Genomic DNA, 13,337 nt, shown 5'->3' with positions numbered 1-13,337 from the left:
GGGGGTGTCTGTGCATCAGGATAAAAGTCTTATTTTTGTTCGGTTTTCAATGTGAACAGCGTGATTTCCGGTCTGGCTAAAAATCGATACGGCAGTCTTGTCGTACCGAGCCCGCGATTGACGTAAACGGCTGTGTCATGCAGCGTATACATGCCGTCGGTATACGTTTTTCCGTAAGGGGGCGTAATGAGAGGGCCGAAAAACGGGAGCTGGACCTGGCCGCCGTGAGTGTGTCCCGACAGCTGGAGGTTTACGGGATATTCGCCTATCTTGAGAGCGGCATCAGGCTCGTGGACGATTAAAATGGAAAACGCATCTTCGGAAAGGCGGGACAGGGTGCCTTCATAATCGGGTTTTCCGAGCATTACATCATCCAAAAACGCGAGTTCAATCCGGCTTCCGTCTGTCAGCTGCACCTGACGATAGCCGTTTCGAAACACTTGAAAATCAGCCGCTTCCATCAGAGCCTTGTACGTGTTCGTACCGTAGCCTCCGTGGTCATGGTTTCCGTAAACACAAAGTTTGCCGAAGGGAGCTTCAAGATTTTGCAGCACGGCGAGTGCATGCTGGTGATCATTAAATAAATGCGGCTTATCAATTAAATCTCCCGTAAAGATGAGCAAATCGGGTTTCAGCTGATTGATCTTTTCCGCTGCTTTATTCATGTCACCGGATGTAAACACATCACTGAGGTGCGTATCGCTGAATTGAACGATTTTAAAATTGTCAAAGCCGCGGGGGATCAGACGGTTGGTGATTGTATGCCGGGTGACCTCAATCATGCGCGGTTCAATATACCGGGCATAGCCGTAACCTCCGCAAGCCATTGCGAGAGCTGCACCCAAAATGCCGAATCCTCTTTTTAAAAATGTTCTTCTGGTCATTTTCTCCATATGTAAAACCAACCTTTGTCAGAGTTGTTCTATTATATCATCAGCCGGGCTGAAAAATCCCTTCTCAGCATGTAATGACGCGGAAAGACATCTGTGATAAAATTATGAATGATTATTCATTCAATAAAAGGGGTGGGTTTGTTATGGATAAGAAAGCGGTAATCATTACAGGCGGTTCAAGCGGCATGGGAAAAGCAATGGCGAAAAAACAGGCTGAATTAGGATGGCACGTCATGGTGACAGGGAGGAACCATGAAGCACTTGAGGAAACAAAAAAAGAAATTGAGACCTTTGAGGGGCAGGTCGCCTGTTTTCAAATGGATGTCCGTTCTGATTCCGCCGCTTCAGACATGATTACAGAAGCGAAAAAAGTCTTTGGCCGGCTTGATGCGCTGATTAACAATGCGGCCGGCAACTTTATTTGCCCGGCAGAGAAGCTGACGCCCAATGGATGGAAAGCTGTTATTGAGATTGTTTTAAACGGCACATTTTTCTGCAGCCAAGCCGCGGCAAGGCATTGGATCGAGCAGGAGCAGAAGGGCGTCATCTTAAATATGGCCGCTACATACGCATGGGGAGCGGGAGCGGGTGTCGTTCATTCCGCTGCAGCCAAAGCGGGGGTATTGTCACTGACAAGAACGCTGGCCGTTGAATGGGGGAGCAAATACGGCATCCGCACAAACGCGATAGCCCCCGGCCCGATTGAACGGACAGGCGGTGCGGAGAAGCTGTTTGAATCGGAAAAAGCGGTGTCCCGCACTATGAACAGTGTGCCGCTCGGCCGGCTGGGCACACCGGAAGAAATCGCCGCGTTGGCAGCGTTTTTGCTATCTGATGAAGCGTCCTACATAAACGGGGACTGTATCACAATGGACGGGGGGCAATGGCTGAATCCTTATCCGTTTTAATTTTTCATATATTGATTATTTTGCAAAACAAGCGAACGTTAAAGCCGCCGCTCGCTTGTTTTATTTTCTATTCAAAATTATGATATAATTTTGAAAGATTAAGGGGCGATTAATTGGAAATTATTAAAATGGTTCGTTGTACTATTTGTAAGCAGTTTCGTTATCATCTTTAATATTTGGTACTTTATCATTTGCGCTTTTACTCCGGAGTATTATCAAAATACCAATCTTACATCTGATGAAATAATCAGATTTGAAAAGCTATATCACATAGATTTTCCTGATGAAACGAAATTTATTAAAGCCAGGGAGTATTTGAGTGGGCTCGGAGGCGATACATCGGCTGTATTATATGTGTCTCTGCCAACTAAGCTGGCGGAAACAATTTTATCTGATTATACGTATATGCCAATAAATCATACTGATCATGCCGGTTCAATGTATGGAGTTGACGTTTCCAAGAGTGTTGGCGGGTTAACAACTCTTACATTTGGCACTTTAGATAAAAAAGGAACTTTCTTTCAGTTGGAACATGAGGATGATTGGATATATAACAGAATTGATTGGAGCCATTATTTTTGGACAGCTGCCGGTTATAATGCTCTTATATTTATACTTTTATTTGTGATTGTGAAACAAATGAATAACGTCCTTAATTAACCGGAAGAGTATCTTAAAAAGTTTTCCCCTTTTATTTTAAGCTGCTGCCATACTGCCTCCTTTTCCCCTAATCTAAACATTTGTGGTGCTGATATAATTGTGTATAATCAGACAAAGATAGAGAAGCAGGTGATAACATGTTGGACCCACTTGATATACTGACGAATATTGAAGATGTCATTCCGTATTACCAAGCGATTTTTAACGCTGAGGAACAAAGAGTCGTAGGCTACGAAGTGCTTGGCCGGATTTTGGCAGATGCGGAGATTGAGAGCCTTGGGCCGTTTTTCTTAGATTCCGGCATTCCGGAAGAATATAAGCTTGAGGTCGATGACAGAGTCATCAGGCAGGCGCTGGAGCGGTTTAAAGAAGCTGATCGTGATCTGTTGATTTTTATCAATCAGGATGCGAATGTATTGATGCTTGACCACGGCGAAAGCTTTCTTGAGCTTTTGAAAGAATACGAAGAGCAGGGCATTGAATTGAACCGTATTGTGCTTGAGATCACCGAGCACAATTTCGAAGGCGACATTGAACAGCTGTACCATATGCTTGCCTACTATCGTACATACGGCATTAAAATCGCGGTGGACAATATAGGTAAGGAGAGCAGCAACCTGGACAGAATCGCGCTCCTTTCACCGGACCTTCTGAAAATAGATTTGCAGGCGCTGAAGGTATCTCAGCCGTCACCATCATATGAGCATGTGCTGTACAGCATTTCATTGCTGGCGAGAAAAATCGGCGCCGCGCTGCTGTATGAAGATATAGAAGCTGATTTCCAGCTCCAGTACGCATGGAGAAACGGAGGCCGATTTTTTCAAGGCTATTATCTGCAGGCGCCGAGCGGCGATTTTATAGACCGGAGCCTGTTAAAAGCACGCTTGAAAACGGAGTTTCAGCAATTTATCACGAGAGAAAAAAAGAAGCTGGAAACGGTCTATGAACACTCTGAGAATTTTTATAAGCGGGTCAATCAGGCAGTTTCCGAGCTGAAGAAAACCCATCAGGCGGACGATGAGTTTATTAAAAAACTGGCGGAAAACCTGTCCGACTGCTGCTTCAGAATTTATATGTGTGATGAAGAAGGCTATCAGCTGACGGGAAATGTGTTCAAGCAGTCCGGCGAATGGCTTTATCAGCCTGAATACATGGAGAAAAACTGGAGCTGGCGTCCGTACTTTTTAGAAAACATCATGAAGATGCGGAATTCAAGAAAAGGCTTTTTCAGTGACCTGTACAGTGATATTGAGACAGGTGAGATGATCAGAACCTTTTCATACCCGATGGATGACAATATGTATTTATTTATCGATCTGCCTTACTCTTATTTATATGAACAGGACGGATTACTTTAAAGCGGCTGCTGTATGCCGCTTTTTTTGTTCATTTGAAAAAAGTTTTAAAAAACGTTTGACAATGATACTGATAATCATTATCATTTGGTTATAGAGAGAAGTTACTCTCTGTTCCCCAACCCCTCTATCAGATCAAGATCCGAAAAAACTTGGCGCTACCCCCGCCAAGTTTTTTTATGCTGTTTCCTCATAAAAGGGCTTCTCCTCACATACATCTGACAATGGCGGCTCAAAAAGCGAAAAATTATTTTTGAAAGGTGTATGACATTCCGAAAAAAGCTTCAAACTATTCGAAAACACGGTTTTCCCGTTTATTTCTTTTTGAAAATCCAGCGGGAAAATGCCATCCCGGTCTACTTTATGGTATGATGCTCTGTAGAACTTGTATTATAATAAATACTTGTTGATTTGAAGTTGTTTTTTGAAAGGAGTCTTTTTTTAGAATGTCACAATTAATGGGTATCATCACGCGGCTGCAAAGTCTGCAAGAAACAGCGGAAGCGGCTAACGAGCCGATGCAGCGTTATTTTGAAGTTAACGGCGAAAAAATTTGCAGTGTTAAATATTTCGAAAAAAATCAAACGTTTGAACTGACGGTTTTCCAAAAAGGTGAAAAACCTAACACATATCCGTTTGATAACATTGACATGATTTCTATTGAAATTTTTGAGCTCCTTCAGTAATTTGATTTGATTTTTCAGGCTGACCAAGCTTCCGGTCTTCCGCAAGCGGAGCTTTATTAAATTATGCAAAGGAACGTGCTTGTTCGTTTGGTTGTAGACTCTGGAAAGAGGAGTGTCCGTACATGGCTGATTCTTTTCTGTTTTATAATCTTTCTGAGGCACAGATGACCTTTCAAGACGTGACGGAGCGGCTGAAACGCTTTGTCAATAAAGACCCCCGTTCAGCATACGTGCTGTCTGTAGGGACTGATTCACAAGTTTACCGCGACTTCACAAAGTTTATTACGGCTATACACTTGCACCGTACAGGCAAGGGAGCTTGGGGCTGTTTGAAAAATCATGATCTTGCAAGACCGATACATAGCCTTCGCGAAAAAATTTCGCTGGAAACCGCGTTCAGCCAGGAGATGGCAGCGCATATCCTCGACGGCCGTCTTATGGAACTGACAGATTTGCTCTTGCCTTTTACGGATGAAGGGGCGGATCTTTCATTTGAAGTGCATCTGGATATCGGTCAAAAAGGGCTGACAAAAGAATTGATACAAGAAATGACCGGCCGCATTACCTCGATGGGCATTGAAGCGAAAATCAAGCCTGATTCCTGCACAGCATTCAGTTATGCCAATCGTTACACAAAATAATATTTCATACAGAATCCGCAAAATGTCGAATTATGCGGTTGACGATTTTTTTCTGTTTACTTATTCTAGCGGTAGAGCTGAAAGCAAATTTCACATTGCTTTCAGAGGTATTCAGTTAAAAATAGGGGGCCTGATTACGTATGAGTCTTATCAGTGAACGATTTACGGAAGAAGAACAGAAACTTCTGCTGAATATCCTGATCAATCAAGAATATGCCATTGAGCTTTTGACCAGCGAAATCAACGATATAGAAGCAGGGTCAAAAAGCGTTGATGGAACCACTTATAAAAAACTCGTAACGCTCTATGACCGTTTTCGGAATGAAAATTAATCAGCGGCCTATAAATTGATACTCGATTGCAAAGAGTATCTTTTTTATTGACGGAAACTTTTCGACAAAAAATGATAATGTTTATATTATTGCAATATAGGGAATACATGCTTTGATGAAAAATGTAAAGGGGTCGAAGTGACATGATTAGCTTACAATCAGATCAGCTTCTTGATGCAACAGTCGGACAATTTATGATCGAGGCGGATAAAGTGGCGCACGTTCAAGTCGGAAACAACCTTGAGCATGCTCTATTAGTGCTGACGAAAACCGGCTATACCGCCATTCCCGTCCTTGACGCTTCGTACCGTCTGCACGGTTTGATCGGGACAAATATGATTATGAACAGCATTTTCGGACTTGAACGGATCGAGTTTGAGAAGCTGGATCAAATTACGGTTGAGGAAGTCATGCTGAAAGACATTCCCCGTCTCCACATCAATGATCCGATTATCAAAGGGTTCAGCATGGTCATTAACAACGGCTTTGTCTGCGTTGAAAATGATGAAGGCGTCTTTGAAGGCATTTTCACGAGAAGAGTCGTGTTAAAACAGTTGAGCAGCCATATCAGATCATTGAATAAGTAGGCTTGCACGATCAGCCTATTTGTTCTTTTGCATGCCGGAAAAAGAAAACGCATACATATGAGTGGCGCTTGCCTCGGCAGCCTTTATTTTATTAGAATGGTAGATAAGAAATACGAAAAGGCATTGAAAAGGAGGACGACATGCAGCTTCAAGAGCTTCATATGCTCGTAGTTTTAGCTGAGGAATTAAACATGAGGAAGGCTGCCGAACGGTTATTCGTGTCACAGCCGGCTCTGTCCCAGCGATTGCAGACCATTGAAAAAGCCTGGGGAACAAAGATCTTTCTAAGATCTCAAAAAGGACTTACGGTAACGCCGGCAGGAGAAAAAATCATACAATTTGCAAATGACGTCACGGATCGGCAAGAAAGAATCAGAGAAAACATTGATGAACTTGAGGGTGAGATTCACGGCACATTAAAGCTTGCCGTCGCCTCCATTATCGGGCAGCACTGGCTTCCGAAAGTGTTAAAAACATATGTGGAACGATATCCGAATGCAAAGGTCTCTCTCATTACAGGGTGGAGCAGCGAAATGCTGAAAAGTCTGTATGAAGACCAGGTACATATCGGCATTATCCGGGGAAATCCGGAATGGAAAGGCCGGAAAGATTATTTAATGACCGATCATTTATATTTGGTCGATACGGAAATTTCCTGTATTGATGATATAGCCCATACCGATCGGCCGTTTATCCAATTCAAAAGTGACAGTACATATTTTCAGGAAATTCAGCATTGGTGGCATCAAAAATTCAAAACCTCGCCGAAACAGACCATCCTCGTCGATCAGATTGAAACGTGCAAGCAGATGGCGCTGCACGGGATCGGTTATGCCATTCTGCCGTCAGTCACCTTAGAAGAGGAAGATAAAGTAAATAAAATGCCCCTGCTTGATACAAAGGACCATCCGATCGGCCGTGACACATGGCTGCTCGGATATGAGCCGGCATTTGAATTAAAACAGGTGCAGGCTTTTGTTTCTGTTATTAAAGATATGCTGAAGCAGGAACGCCCATTTTAGAAAGACAGCAATCATGCTGTCTTTTTTTATTTTTTATTGACAATGAAAATCATTATCATTTAAAGTGTTATATATGTTAATGAAAATCATTATCAATTACGAGGTGATCATATGCAGAAAGCATTAATGATATATGCAAGCATGTCGGGAAATACAGAGGATATTGCCGGCATTATAAAAGAAACACTGAGCGGGCATCAGATAGCAGTTGACTGTCTCGACATGGACGAAGCAGGTGCGGATTCTCTCGAAGCATATGATTATGTTTTTGTCGGCACGTACACATGGGGGGACGGTGATCTTCCTTACGAAGCGGAAGATTTTTACGAAGATATTCTGCACAGCCAGCTCAACGGACTGAAAACGGCCTGTTTCGGTTCAGGCGATCACGCCTACCCGAAGTTTTGCGAAGCGGTCACGCTGTTTTACGATGCGTTTGAACAGGCCGGAGCCAATTTATATCCGGAAACACTGAAAATCGAGCTGGCGCCCGAGACGGCTGAAGATCAAGAATGCTGCAAAGAATTTGTCCGCGGTTTTCTTGCATGGGCCGCTCACCACGGAGACCGGTGCCATGTTTCATAAAGGCGCGACGGCTGTCATGGCATCAGTGACTTCAGGATATTTTGTCGCAGTGAAAGACGAAGGTATTTTTCATTTTTCCGCGGAAGAAGGCTGGAAAAGACTATTCCGAGTGAAAAGCAGGGTTCATGTGCTGACTTACATAGGGCCTTACATATTCGCCGCTGGAGAAAAAGGCGCCGTCCTCAGATCAGCCGATCAGGGAAAGACTTGGACGGCCTCCCGATTTCCGACCAGCGCCTCCGTATGGGCCGTTGCCGGGCGGAATGACGGGTTTGTCTGTGCGCATGGCGCATACTGCCTCTACTTATCTGATGATTTCGGCGTCACTTGGCATGTGGCTAAGCCCTTTTCACAATTAAAGGAGCCGCCTGTCATCCGTTCGCTTTGTTTACACGGTCAGACGATTTATATCGGCACCCGGATTCATATGAATCATGGCGGCATTTGGGCGTATGATCTGACGGAAGACCGCATCCGGCGTATAAGCCGCGAAAGGCAGCGCATGACGGCTTCAATGATGATGTATCAGAATGACTGGCTCATTGCAGTAAAGGGCGCGGCAAAGGGAGAACGGGGCGAGGTTGCCGTCCGAAACGTGCGGACGCAAGAGGAGTTTGCCATTACAGCCGGGCCCGCCGTACGGGAAAAATCATTTCTCGACGTTTCTGAGGATAACGGGGTTATTTATGTCACATCGTCACAGGACGAAAACGGATTTTCGCGTATTTATCAAGCTGATCTCGCCGCCGGTGAATTAAAGTGGTTTGATACGATCCGCGGTCACGGATGGCGGGTGGCCAACCGGGAAGAAAACTTTTTTTGCGCGGGCCTTTACGAAAGTAAGTTTGTCAGACCGTATGAGGCGGTACGGCTCGCACATTAGTTTTTATGCATAAAGGAGAGACGAAGATGGGGAATGTATTGCTTGTTTACGCTACAATGTCAGGAAACACCGAGGCGATGGCGGATTTAATTGAAAAAGGGCTGATCGAAGCACAAGCATCCGTAGACAGATATGAAGCGATGGATATTCATGCCGAACTTTTTAATGATTACGAGTATATTTTATTAGGCACATATACGTGGGGAGACGGGGATCTTCCTGATGAAATGCTCGATATTGCTGAAGATATGGAAAACCTGGAGTTTACGGGAAAAACATTTGCTTTGTTCGGTTCCGGAGATACGTCCTATGAGTTTTTTTGCGGAGCGCTTGACGAATTGGAAAAAGTAATCACGGCCCGCGGCGGGCGGGTGGTGCTGCCGTCGGTCAAAATTGAAAACAACCCTGAGGGCAGTGAGGAAGAAGAGCTCCGGGAATTCGGAAGACAGTTTGCCGCGCTGTGCAGCCAGCCGGCAGAATAAAGGCTTGTTCCTTTTTTTCTTGTCTTTGTATCCTTCCTTTGTTACAGTAATGAGGTAGAAAATCAGAGGAGGACAATACATATGAAAATGATGGATGCAAATGAAATTATTTCATTTATTCAAAATAGTACAAAATCAACGCCTGTAAAAGTGTATGTAAAAGGCGATCTCGAAGGAATCAGCTTTGGCGATTCCGCTAAAACATTCCTGAACGGCCAATCCGGCGTCGTTTTTGGCGAGTGGGCTGAAATTAAAAGCGCAATCGAAGAAAACAAAGACAAAATTGAGGATTACGTCATTGAAAATGACCGCCGCAACTCTGCGATCCCGATGCTTGATTTAAAAGATGTTAAAGCGAGAATCGAGCCCGGCGCTATTATCCGCGACCAAGTCGAAATCGGCGACAATGCCGTTATCATGATGGGTGCATCTATTAATATCGGTTCAGTCATCGGCGAAGGTACGATGATTGATATGAACGTTGTTCTCGGTGGACGCGCGACTGTCGGCAAAAACTGCCACATCGGAGCGGGTTCTGTATTAGCGGGCGTTATTGAGCCGCCTAGCGCTAAGCCTGTTGTCGTGGAAGACGACGTTGTGATCGGCGCAAATGCGGTTGTGCTTGAAGGCGTAACAATCGGTAAAGGCGCGGTTGTCGCTGCCGGAGCCATCGTTGTAAATGACGTCGAGCCATATACCGTTGTAGCGGGAACACCTGCGAAAAAAATCAAAGATATCGATGAAAAAACAAAAGGCAAAACAGAAATCAAACAGGAATTACGCCAGCTGTAAGGAATGGTTTGATAGAATGGGCGTGGATGATAAAATCCACGCCTTATTCTTATCTCAAGGAGGAATACATATGGAAAAAGAGCGGCTCATTGCCATCCGAAGAGATCTGCATCGCATTCCGGAGATCGGCTTTCAGGAATATAAAACCCAACAGTACCTGCTGAATCTATTGAACCAATATCCGGAGGAAAGAATTGAAATCGAAACTTGGAGAACCGGCATCTTTGTCAAAGTCAACGGCACGGCTCCGGAAAAAATGCTCGCCTACAGAGCGGATATAGACGCTCTGTCGATTGAAGAGCAGACGGGGCTTCCGTTTGCATCTGAACACCCCGGTTTTATGCACGCATGCGGCCACGATATGCACATGACCATCGCGCTCGGCATTATTGATCATTTTGTCCATCATCCCGTCAAACATGATCTGCTCTTTTTATTCCAGCCGGCTGAAGAAGGACCGGGCGGAGCGGAACCGATGCTTGAAAGCGATGTGCTGAAAAAATGGACGCCGGATTTGATTACCGCTCTCCATATAGCACCTGAGCTTCCTGTAGGCACAATCTCCACCAAAAGCGGCTTGCTGTTTGCCAATACGAGCGAACTCGTCATCGATCTCGAGGGGAAAGGCGGGCATGCGGCATATCCGCATACAGCAGACGACATGGTCGTCGCCGCGAGCACGCTTGTCACGCAGCTGCAGACGGTCATATCCAGAAATACGGATCCGCTTGACAGCGCTGTGATCACTGTCGGAACGATTACCGGGGGCACGGCGCAAAATATCATCGCAGAGCATGCTCATCTGGAGGGAACCATCCGGACGCTTTCCGAGGAATCAATGCGTATGGTGAAAAAGCGGATTGAAGAGCTTGTCAAAGGAATTGAAATCGGCTTCCGATGCAAAGGAAAAGTTACATATCCGTCCGTTTATCATCAAGTTTATAATACAAGCGGCCTGACCGAAGAATTTATGCAATTTGTCAGCGATCATCAGCTTGCTGACGTGAGAACGGCGAAAGAAGCGATGACCGGAGAAGATTTCGGGTACATGCTGAAAAAATATCCCGGCTTTATGTTCTGGCTGGGGGCCGATTCATCCCACGGGCTTCATCACGCAAAGCTGAACCCGGATGAAGATGCGATGGAAACCGCGGTCAATGTCATGGTCGGATATTTTTCGAAGTATGCCAATTAAATCCGAAAAGAAGAATAATCTAACAAAAATTGAGCATTCTACATAACGGAGGTGTTCAATATGACGAAAAAAATTGGAATTGAACAATCTTTATCGGATGTAGAACAGGCGTTAAAACAAAAAGGATATGACGTAGTGATGATGAAGACTCCTGAGGATGCGAAGAATTGTGACTGCTGTGTCGTAACCGGACTTGACAGCAATGTCCAAGGAATTGCCGATACGTCAACTCAGGCTCCCGTCATTACGGCTTCCGGAATGACCGCCGACGAAATCTGCAGCGAAGTGGAAAAAAAATTTCATTAAAAAGAAAAAACCGAAGCTTACGCTTCGGTTTTTCTATTCGGCGGATGCGGCGTTTTTAAAACGGTCGAGCGCGATTTTTATTTCTCTCCGCAGTACGCGTTCAACCCGCCATTGCTCCATATTTTCAGTTTTGGCAATGATTCTGAGCACCATTTCTGACGAGCTTAAATCCTGAACCCCGATGACGTCCGGCCCTTCCTTAATCTGCGGGAGCTCAGCGGCTGCTTTGTCACACGCGGTTTGCAGGATTTGAATGGTTTCATCAAGATTTTTTTCAAGCGGCACTTTAATATCGACAAGCGCCTGCATCGTTCCGCGGGAATGGTTGCTCACATTCGTAATGCCCCGGTTGGGAAGATAGTGAAGCGTGCCGTCAAAGCTCCGGATTTGCGTCGTACGGAGACCGACCTGCTCGACAATGCCGCTGTAGCCGGCAACCGTAATATAATCGCCGACGTCGATCTGTTTTTCCAAAAGGATAAAAAATCCGGTGACGATGTCACTGACGAGCCCCTGAGCCCCGAAGCCGACTGCGAGACCGACCACGCCGGCGCCGGCAATGAGAGCGCTCGGATTGTAATGAAATAAATCTAAAATCATTACGATAAAAACGAAAATCAGGATGTATCCATATACATTAAGCGCGAGGCTTCGCAAAGTATAAGCACGGCCTTTGGAGAGGTTGTTTTGTTGCTCGAATTTCTGAAACAGATGCTTGATCAGCTTTTTTCCTGCCGTCCGGAAAATAAAGTACGCTAAAATAATGAGAGCCAGCTTTATGATGAAAATCCCGGCAGATGTGAGAAGCCCGGCCCAATCAAAGTGTTTTAAATCAATCATAGTGATGTCTTCCTTTCAAGTCTATTGCAGAAAAAGCTAAAAGTGATATACCCGTTTTTAAAATAAAATAAACCTTTTAATAGAAATCAGTTATTTCATTTATGATTTGTTCATATTGCCGGTTTCAATATCATCATTTTTGTGAAGATATGAACTAAGAAATCGCCACACTCATTTTAACATGGTGATTCAGCCAAATCATATCCTTTGGAGGGAAAACAGGAGTACGTTGCCCGGCGAAACTGAAAGCCCCGGCAAAAAACCTTTTTGATAAGGAGGGAAATAAGATGAAATTACGTCAGCAAATGTCTGAATTGACAGGCGCTAAAGCATGGATTAACAGAGAAGTCACGAAGGAACAGCTGGTCGGCGGAAAGCCGGCACTGATTCACTTCTGGTCCGCCAGCTGCCGCATGTGTAAAGAAGCGATGCCTGAGATGAACGAATTTCGTGATAAATATAAAGATCAGCTGAATGTGGTGGCCGTTCACATGCCCCGTTCCGAAGACGATCTTGATCTTGAGAAAATCAAGAAAACAGCGGCTGCACACGATATCTCTCAGCCGATTTACGTCGACAGCGATCATACCGCTGACTGAAGCATTTGAAAATGAATATGTGCCGGCTTATTACGTTTTTGATAAAAGCGGACAGCTCCGCCATTTTCAAGCGGGAGGAAGCGGGATGAGAATGCTTGAAAAACGCGTCAGCCGAGTACTTTTAGAATCGGAGCAGGCTTCTGAGTAATCGGGACAATCTCCGTCGGACTATTGTCTCGGTTCCGCAAACCCTTTGCTGTTAGGTAACAGGGTTTTTTTGTGTCTATTGGATAAAAAATTCCAATATGACATGTGTGGCTTAAAAAATAAGAGAAACAGCCGTAAACACGCTGTACCGCTTGTTTTATCCATATCATAATCTTTTACATATTATAGTCGAAAATTGTAGATATTACGCTAATTTTCATTAAACAAGTAATTTCAAGTTATATTTTGAAATGGTTGAATAAATTGGAACTTTGTCCAGAATCCCCTATATGATAAGGGATTTTTGTATATAAAGTACCATTTTCAGAAAATAAGCAATTTTTCATAGAGTAAATAAAATAGTAAAATGATAAAATAATAGTTGATAAAATTACTTTTGTAATCTAATATCTTAATAAAAGCG

Annotated in this window: 16 protein-coding genes and 1 pseudogene; 15 read left to right on the top strand and 2 right to left on the bottom strand. The window is 44.4% G+C overall.

Annotated elements, in window-relative coordinates:
* Nucleotides 1-29: 29 nt before the first annotated feature.
* Nucleotides 30-893, bottom strand: coding sequence for a metallophosphoesterase (locus OTK50_RS02385; RefSeq protein WP_045207275.1), 864 nt, complete (start codon nucleotides 891-893; stop codon nucleotides 30-32).
* A 143-nt stretch (nucleotides 894-1,036) separates the two neighbouring features.
* On the opposite strand from OTK50_RS02385, the gene fadH reads away from it, so the two are divergent.
* The 14 genes from fadH (at nucleotide 1,037) to OTK50_RS02315 (ending at nucleotide 11,327) form a co-directional block, all read left to right on the top strand.
* Nucleotides 1,037-1,801 (top strand): 2,4-dienoyl-CoA reductase, encoded by a 765-nt coding sequence (gene fadH, locus OTK50_RS02380; protein WP_003154618.1) that lies wholly within the window; start codon nucleotides 1,037-1,039, stop codon nucleotides 1,799-1,801.
* Nucleotides 1,802-1,909: 108 nt separating this feature from the next.
* Nucleotides 1,910-2,461, top strand: coding sequence for a hypothetical protein (locus tag OTK50_RS02375; RefSeq protein ID WP_045207276.1), 552 nt, complete (start codon nucleotides 1,910-1,912; stop codon nucleotides 2,459-2,461).
* A gap of 137 nt (nucleotides 2,462-2,598) precedes the next feature.
* Nucleotides 2,599-3,819 (top strand): EAL-associated domain-containing protein, encoded by a 1,221-nt coding sequence (locus OTK50_RS02370; RefSeq protein ID WP_045207278.1) that lies wholly within the window; start codon nucleotides 2,599-2,601, stop codon nucleotides 3,817-3,819.
* A gap of 443 nt (nucleotides 3,820-4,262) precedes the next feature.
* Complete coding sequence (locus tag OTK50_RS02365) at nucleotides 4,263-4,502, top strand: YkuJ family protein (protein ID WP_003154613.1); 240 nt, start codon at nucleotides 4,263-4,265, stop codon at nucleotides 4,500-4,502.
* A gap of 122 nt (nucleotides 4,503-4,624) precedes the next feature.
* Complete coding sequence (locus OTK50_RS02360; RefSeq protein WP_007409617.1) at nucleotides 4,625-5,143, top strand: ribonuclease H-like YkuK family protein; 519 nt, start codon at nucleotides 4,625-4,627, stop codon at nucleotides 5,141-5,143.
* 140 nt (nucleotides 5,144-5,283) lie between these two features.
* The gene (abbA, locus tag OTK50_RS02355) at nucleotides 5,284-5,475 is read left to right on the top strand and encodes an antirepressor AbbA (protein WP_003154609.1); all 192 of its coding nucleotides are present in this window, start codon (nucleotides 5,284-5,286) and stop codon (nucleotides 5,473-5,475) included.
* A 143-nt stretch (nucleotides 5,476-5,618) separates the two neighbouring features.
* Nucleotides 5,619-6,062 (top strand): cyclic-di-AMP-binding protein CbpB, encoded by a 444-nt coding sequence (gene cbpB / locus OTK50_RS02350; RefSeq protein WP_003154608.1) that lies wholly within the window; start codon nucleotides 5,619-5,621, stop codon nucleotides 6,060-6,062.
* A 140-nt stretch (nucleotides 6,063-6,202) separates the two neighbouring features.
* Nucleotides 6,203-7,084, top strand: a complete 882-nt coding sequence (ccpC, locus tag OTK50_RS02345; RefSeq protein WP_007611101.1) for a transcriptional regulator CcpC — start codon at nucleotides 6,203-6,205, stop codon at nucleotides 7,082-7,084.
* A gap of 111 nt (nucleotides 7,085-7,195) precedes the next feature.
* On the top strand, nucleotides 7,196-7,669 hold the full coding sequence (locus tag OTK50_RS02340; RefSeq protein WP_032874731.1) for a flavodoxin: 474 nt from the start codon (nucleotides 7,196-7,198) through the stop codon (nucleotides 7,667-7,669).
* Entirely contained in the window at nucleotides 7,659-8,552 is an 894-nt protein-coding gene (locus tag OTK50_RS02335; protein ID WP_224224223.1) for a WD40/YVTN/BNR-like repeat-containing protein, read from the top strand. The genes OTK50_RS02340 and OTK50_RS02335 overlap by 11 nt, the downstream gene beginning before the upstream one ends.
* 26 nt (nucleotides 8,553-8,578) lie before the next feature.
* A complete protein-coding gene (locus OTK50_RS02330) occupies nucleotides 8,579-9,034 on the top strand; it encodes a flavodoxin (protein ID WP_032874735.1) in 456 nt (151 codons plus the stop codon).
* A gap of 81 nt (nucleotides 9,035-9,115) precedes the next feature.
* A complete protein-coding gene (gene dapD / locus OTK50_RS02325; RefSeq protein ID WP_007409623.1) occupies nucleotides 9,116-9,826 on the top strand; it encodes a 2,3,4,5-tetrahydropyridine-2,6-dicarboxylate N-acetyltransferase in 711 nt (236 codons plus the stop codon).
* Nucleotides 9,827-9,896: 70 nt separating this feature from the next.
* Entirely contained in the window at nucleotides 9,897-11,021 is a 1,125-nt protein-coding gene (locus OTK50_RS02320; RefSeq protein ID WP_012117444.1) for an N-acetyldiaminopimelate deacetylase, read from the top strand.
* Between the two features lie 60 nt (nucleotides 11,022-11,081).
* A complete protein-coding gene (locus OTK50_RS02315) occupies nucleotides 11,082-11,327 on the top strand; it encodes a YkuS family protein (RefSeq protein ID WP_003154596.1) in 246 nt (81 codons plus the stop codon).
* A 33-nt stretch (nucleotides 11,328-11,360) separates the two neighbouring features.
* Here the strand turns inward: OTK50_RS02315 and OTK50_RS02310 are convergent, their stop codons facing one another.
* A complete protein-coding gene (locus tag OTK50_RS02310) occupies nucleotides 11,361-12,167 on the bottom strand; it encodes a mechanosensitive ion channel family protein (protein WP_007611108.1) in 807 nt (268 codons plus the stop codon).
* Between the two features lie 287 nt (nucleotides 12,168-12,454).
* Here OTK50_RS02310 and OTK50_RS02305 point away from each other — a divergent pair.
* Nucleotides 12,455-12,914: pseudogene (locus OTK50_RS02305) on the top strand (TlpA disulfide reductase family protein).
* Nucleotides 12,915-13,337: the final 423 nt, after the last annotated feature.

It is taken from the genome of Bacillus sp. NEAU-CP5 (genome assembly GCF_026420705.1).
Taxonomy (GTDB): domain Bacteria; phylum Bacillota; class Bacilli; order Bacillales; family Bacillaceae; genus Bacillus; species Bacillus velezensis.
The sequence above is the reverse complement of the archived record's forward strand: the minus strand, read 5'-3'. Positions and strand labels throughout refer to the sequence as shown.

Excerpts from the sequence above, each read along its gene's own strand:
- OTK50_RS02365 (WP_003154613.1), top strand. The coding sequence starts at position 4,263 with ATGTCACAATTAATGGGTATCATCACGCGGCTGCAAAGTCTGCAAGAA.
- OTK50_RS02315 (WP_003154596.1), top strand. The coding sequence starts at position 11,082 with ATGACGAAAAAAATTGGAATTGAACAATCTTTATCGGATGTAGAACAG.
- OTK50_RS02330 (WP_032874735.1), top strand. The coding sequence starts at position 8,579 with ATGGGGAATGTATTGCTTGTTTACGCTACAATGTCAGGAAACACCGAG.
- OTK50_RS02360 (WP_007409617.1), top strand. The coding sequence starts at position 4,625 with ATGGCTGATTCTTTTCTGTTTTATAATCTTTCTGAGGCACAGATGACC.
- OTK50_RS02385 (WP_045207275.1), bottom strand. The coding sequence starts at position 893 with ATGGAGAAAATGACCAGAAGAACATTTTTAAAAAGAGGATTCGGCATT.
- OTK50_RS02340 (WP_032874731.1), top strand. The coding sequence starts at position 7,196 with ATGCAGAAAGCATTAATGATATATGCAAGCATGTCGGGAAATACAGAG.
- OTK50_RS02370 (WP_045207278.1), top strand. The coding sequence starts at position 2,599 with ATGTTGGACCCACTTGATATACTGACGAATATTGAAGATGTCATTCCG.
- OTK50_RS02310 (WP_007611108.1), bottom strand. The coding sequence starts at position 12,167 with ATGATTGATTTAAAACACTTTGATTGGGCCGGGCTTCTCACATCTGCC.
- OTK50_RS02335 (WP_224224223.1), top strand. The coding sequence starts at position 7,659 with ATGTTTCATAAAGGCGCGACGGCTGTCATGGCATCAGTGACTTCAGGA.
- cbpB (WP_003154608.1), top strand. The coding sequence starts at position 5,619 with ATGATTAGCTTACAATCAGATCAGCTTCTTGATGCAACAGTCGGACAA.
- fadH (WP_003154618.1), top strand. The coding sequence starts at position 1,037 with ATGGATAAGAAAGCGGTAATCATTACAGGCGGTTCAAGCGGCATGGGA.
- dapD (WP_007409623.1), top strand. The coding sequence starts at position 9,116 with ATGAAAATGATGGATGCAAATGAAATTATTTCATTTATTCAAAATAGT.
- ccpC (WP_007611101.1), top strand. The coding sequence starts at position 6,203 with ATGCAGCTTCAAGAGCTTCATATGCTCGTAGTTTTAGCTGAGGAATTA.
- OTK50_RS02320 (WP_012117444.1), top strand. The coding sequence starts at position 9,897 with ATGGAAAAAGAGCGGCTCATTGCCATCCGAAGAGATCTGCATCGCATT.
- abbA (WP_003154609.1), top strand. The coding sequence starts at position 5,284 with ATGAGTCTTATCAGTGAACGATTTACGGAAGAAGAACAGAAACTTCTG.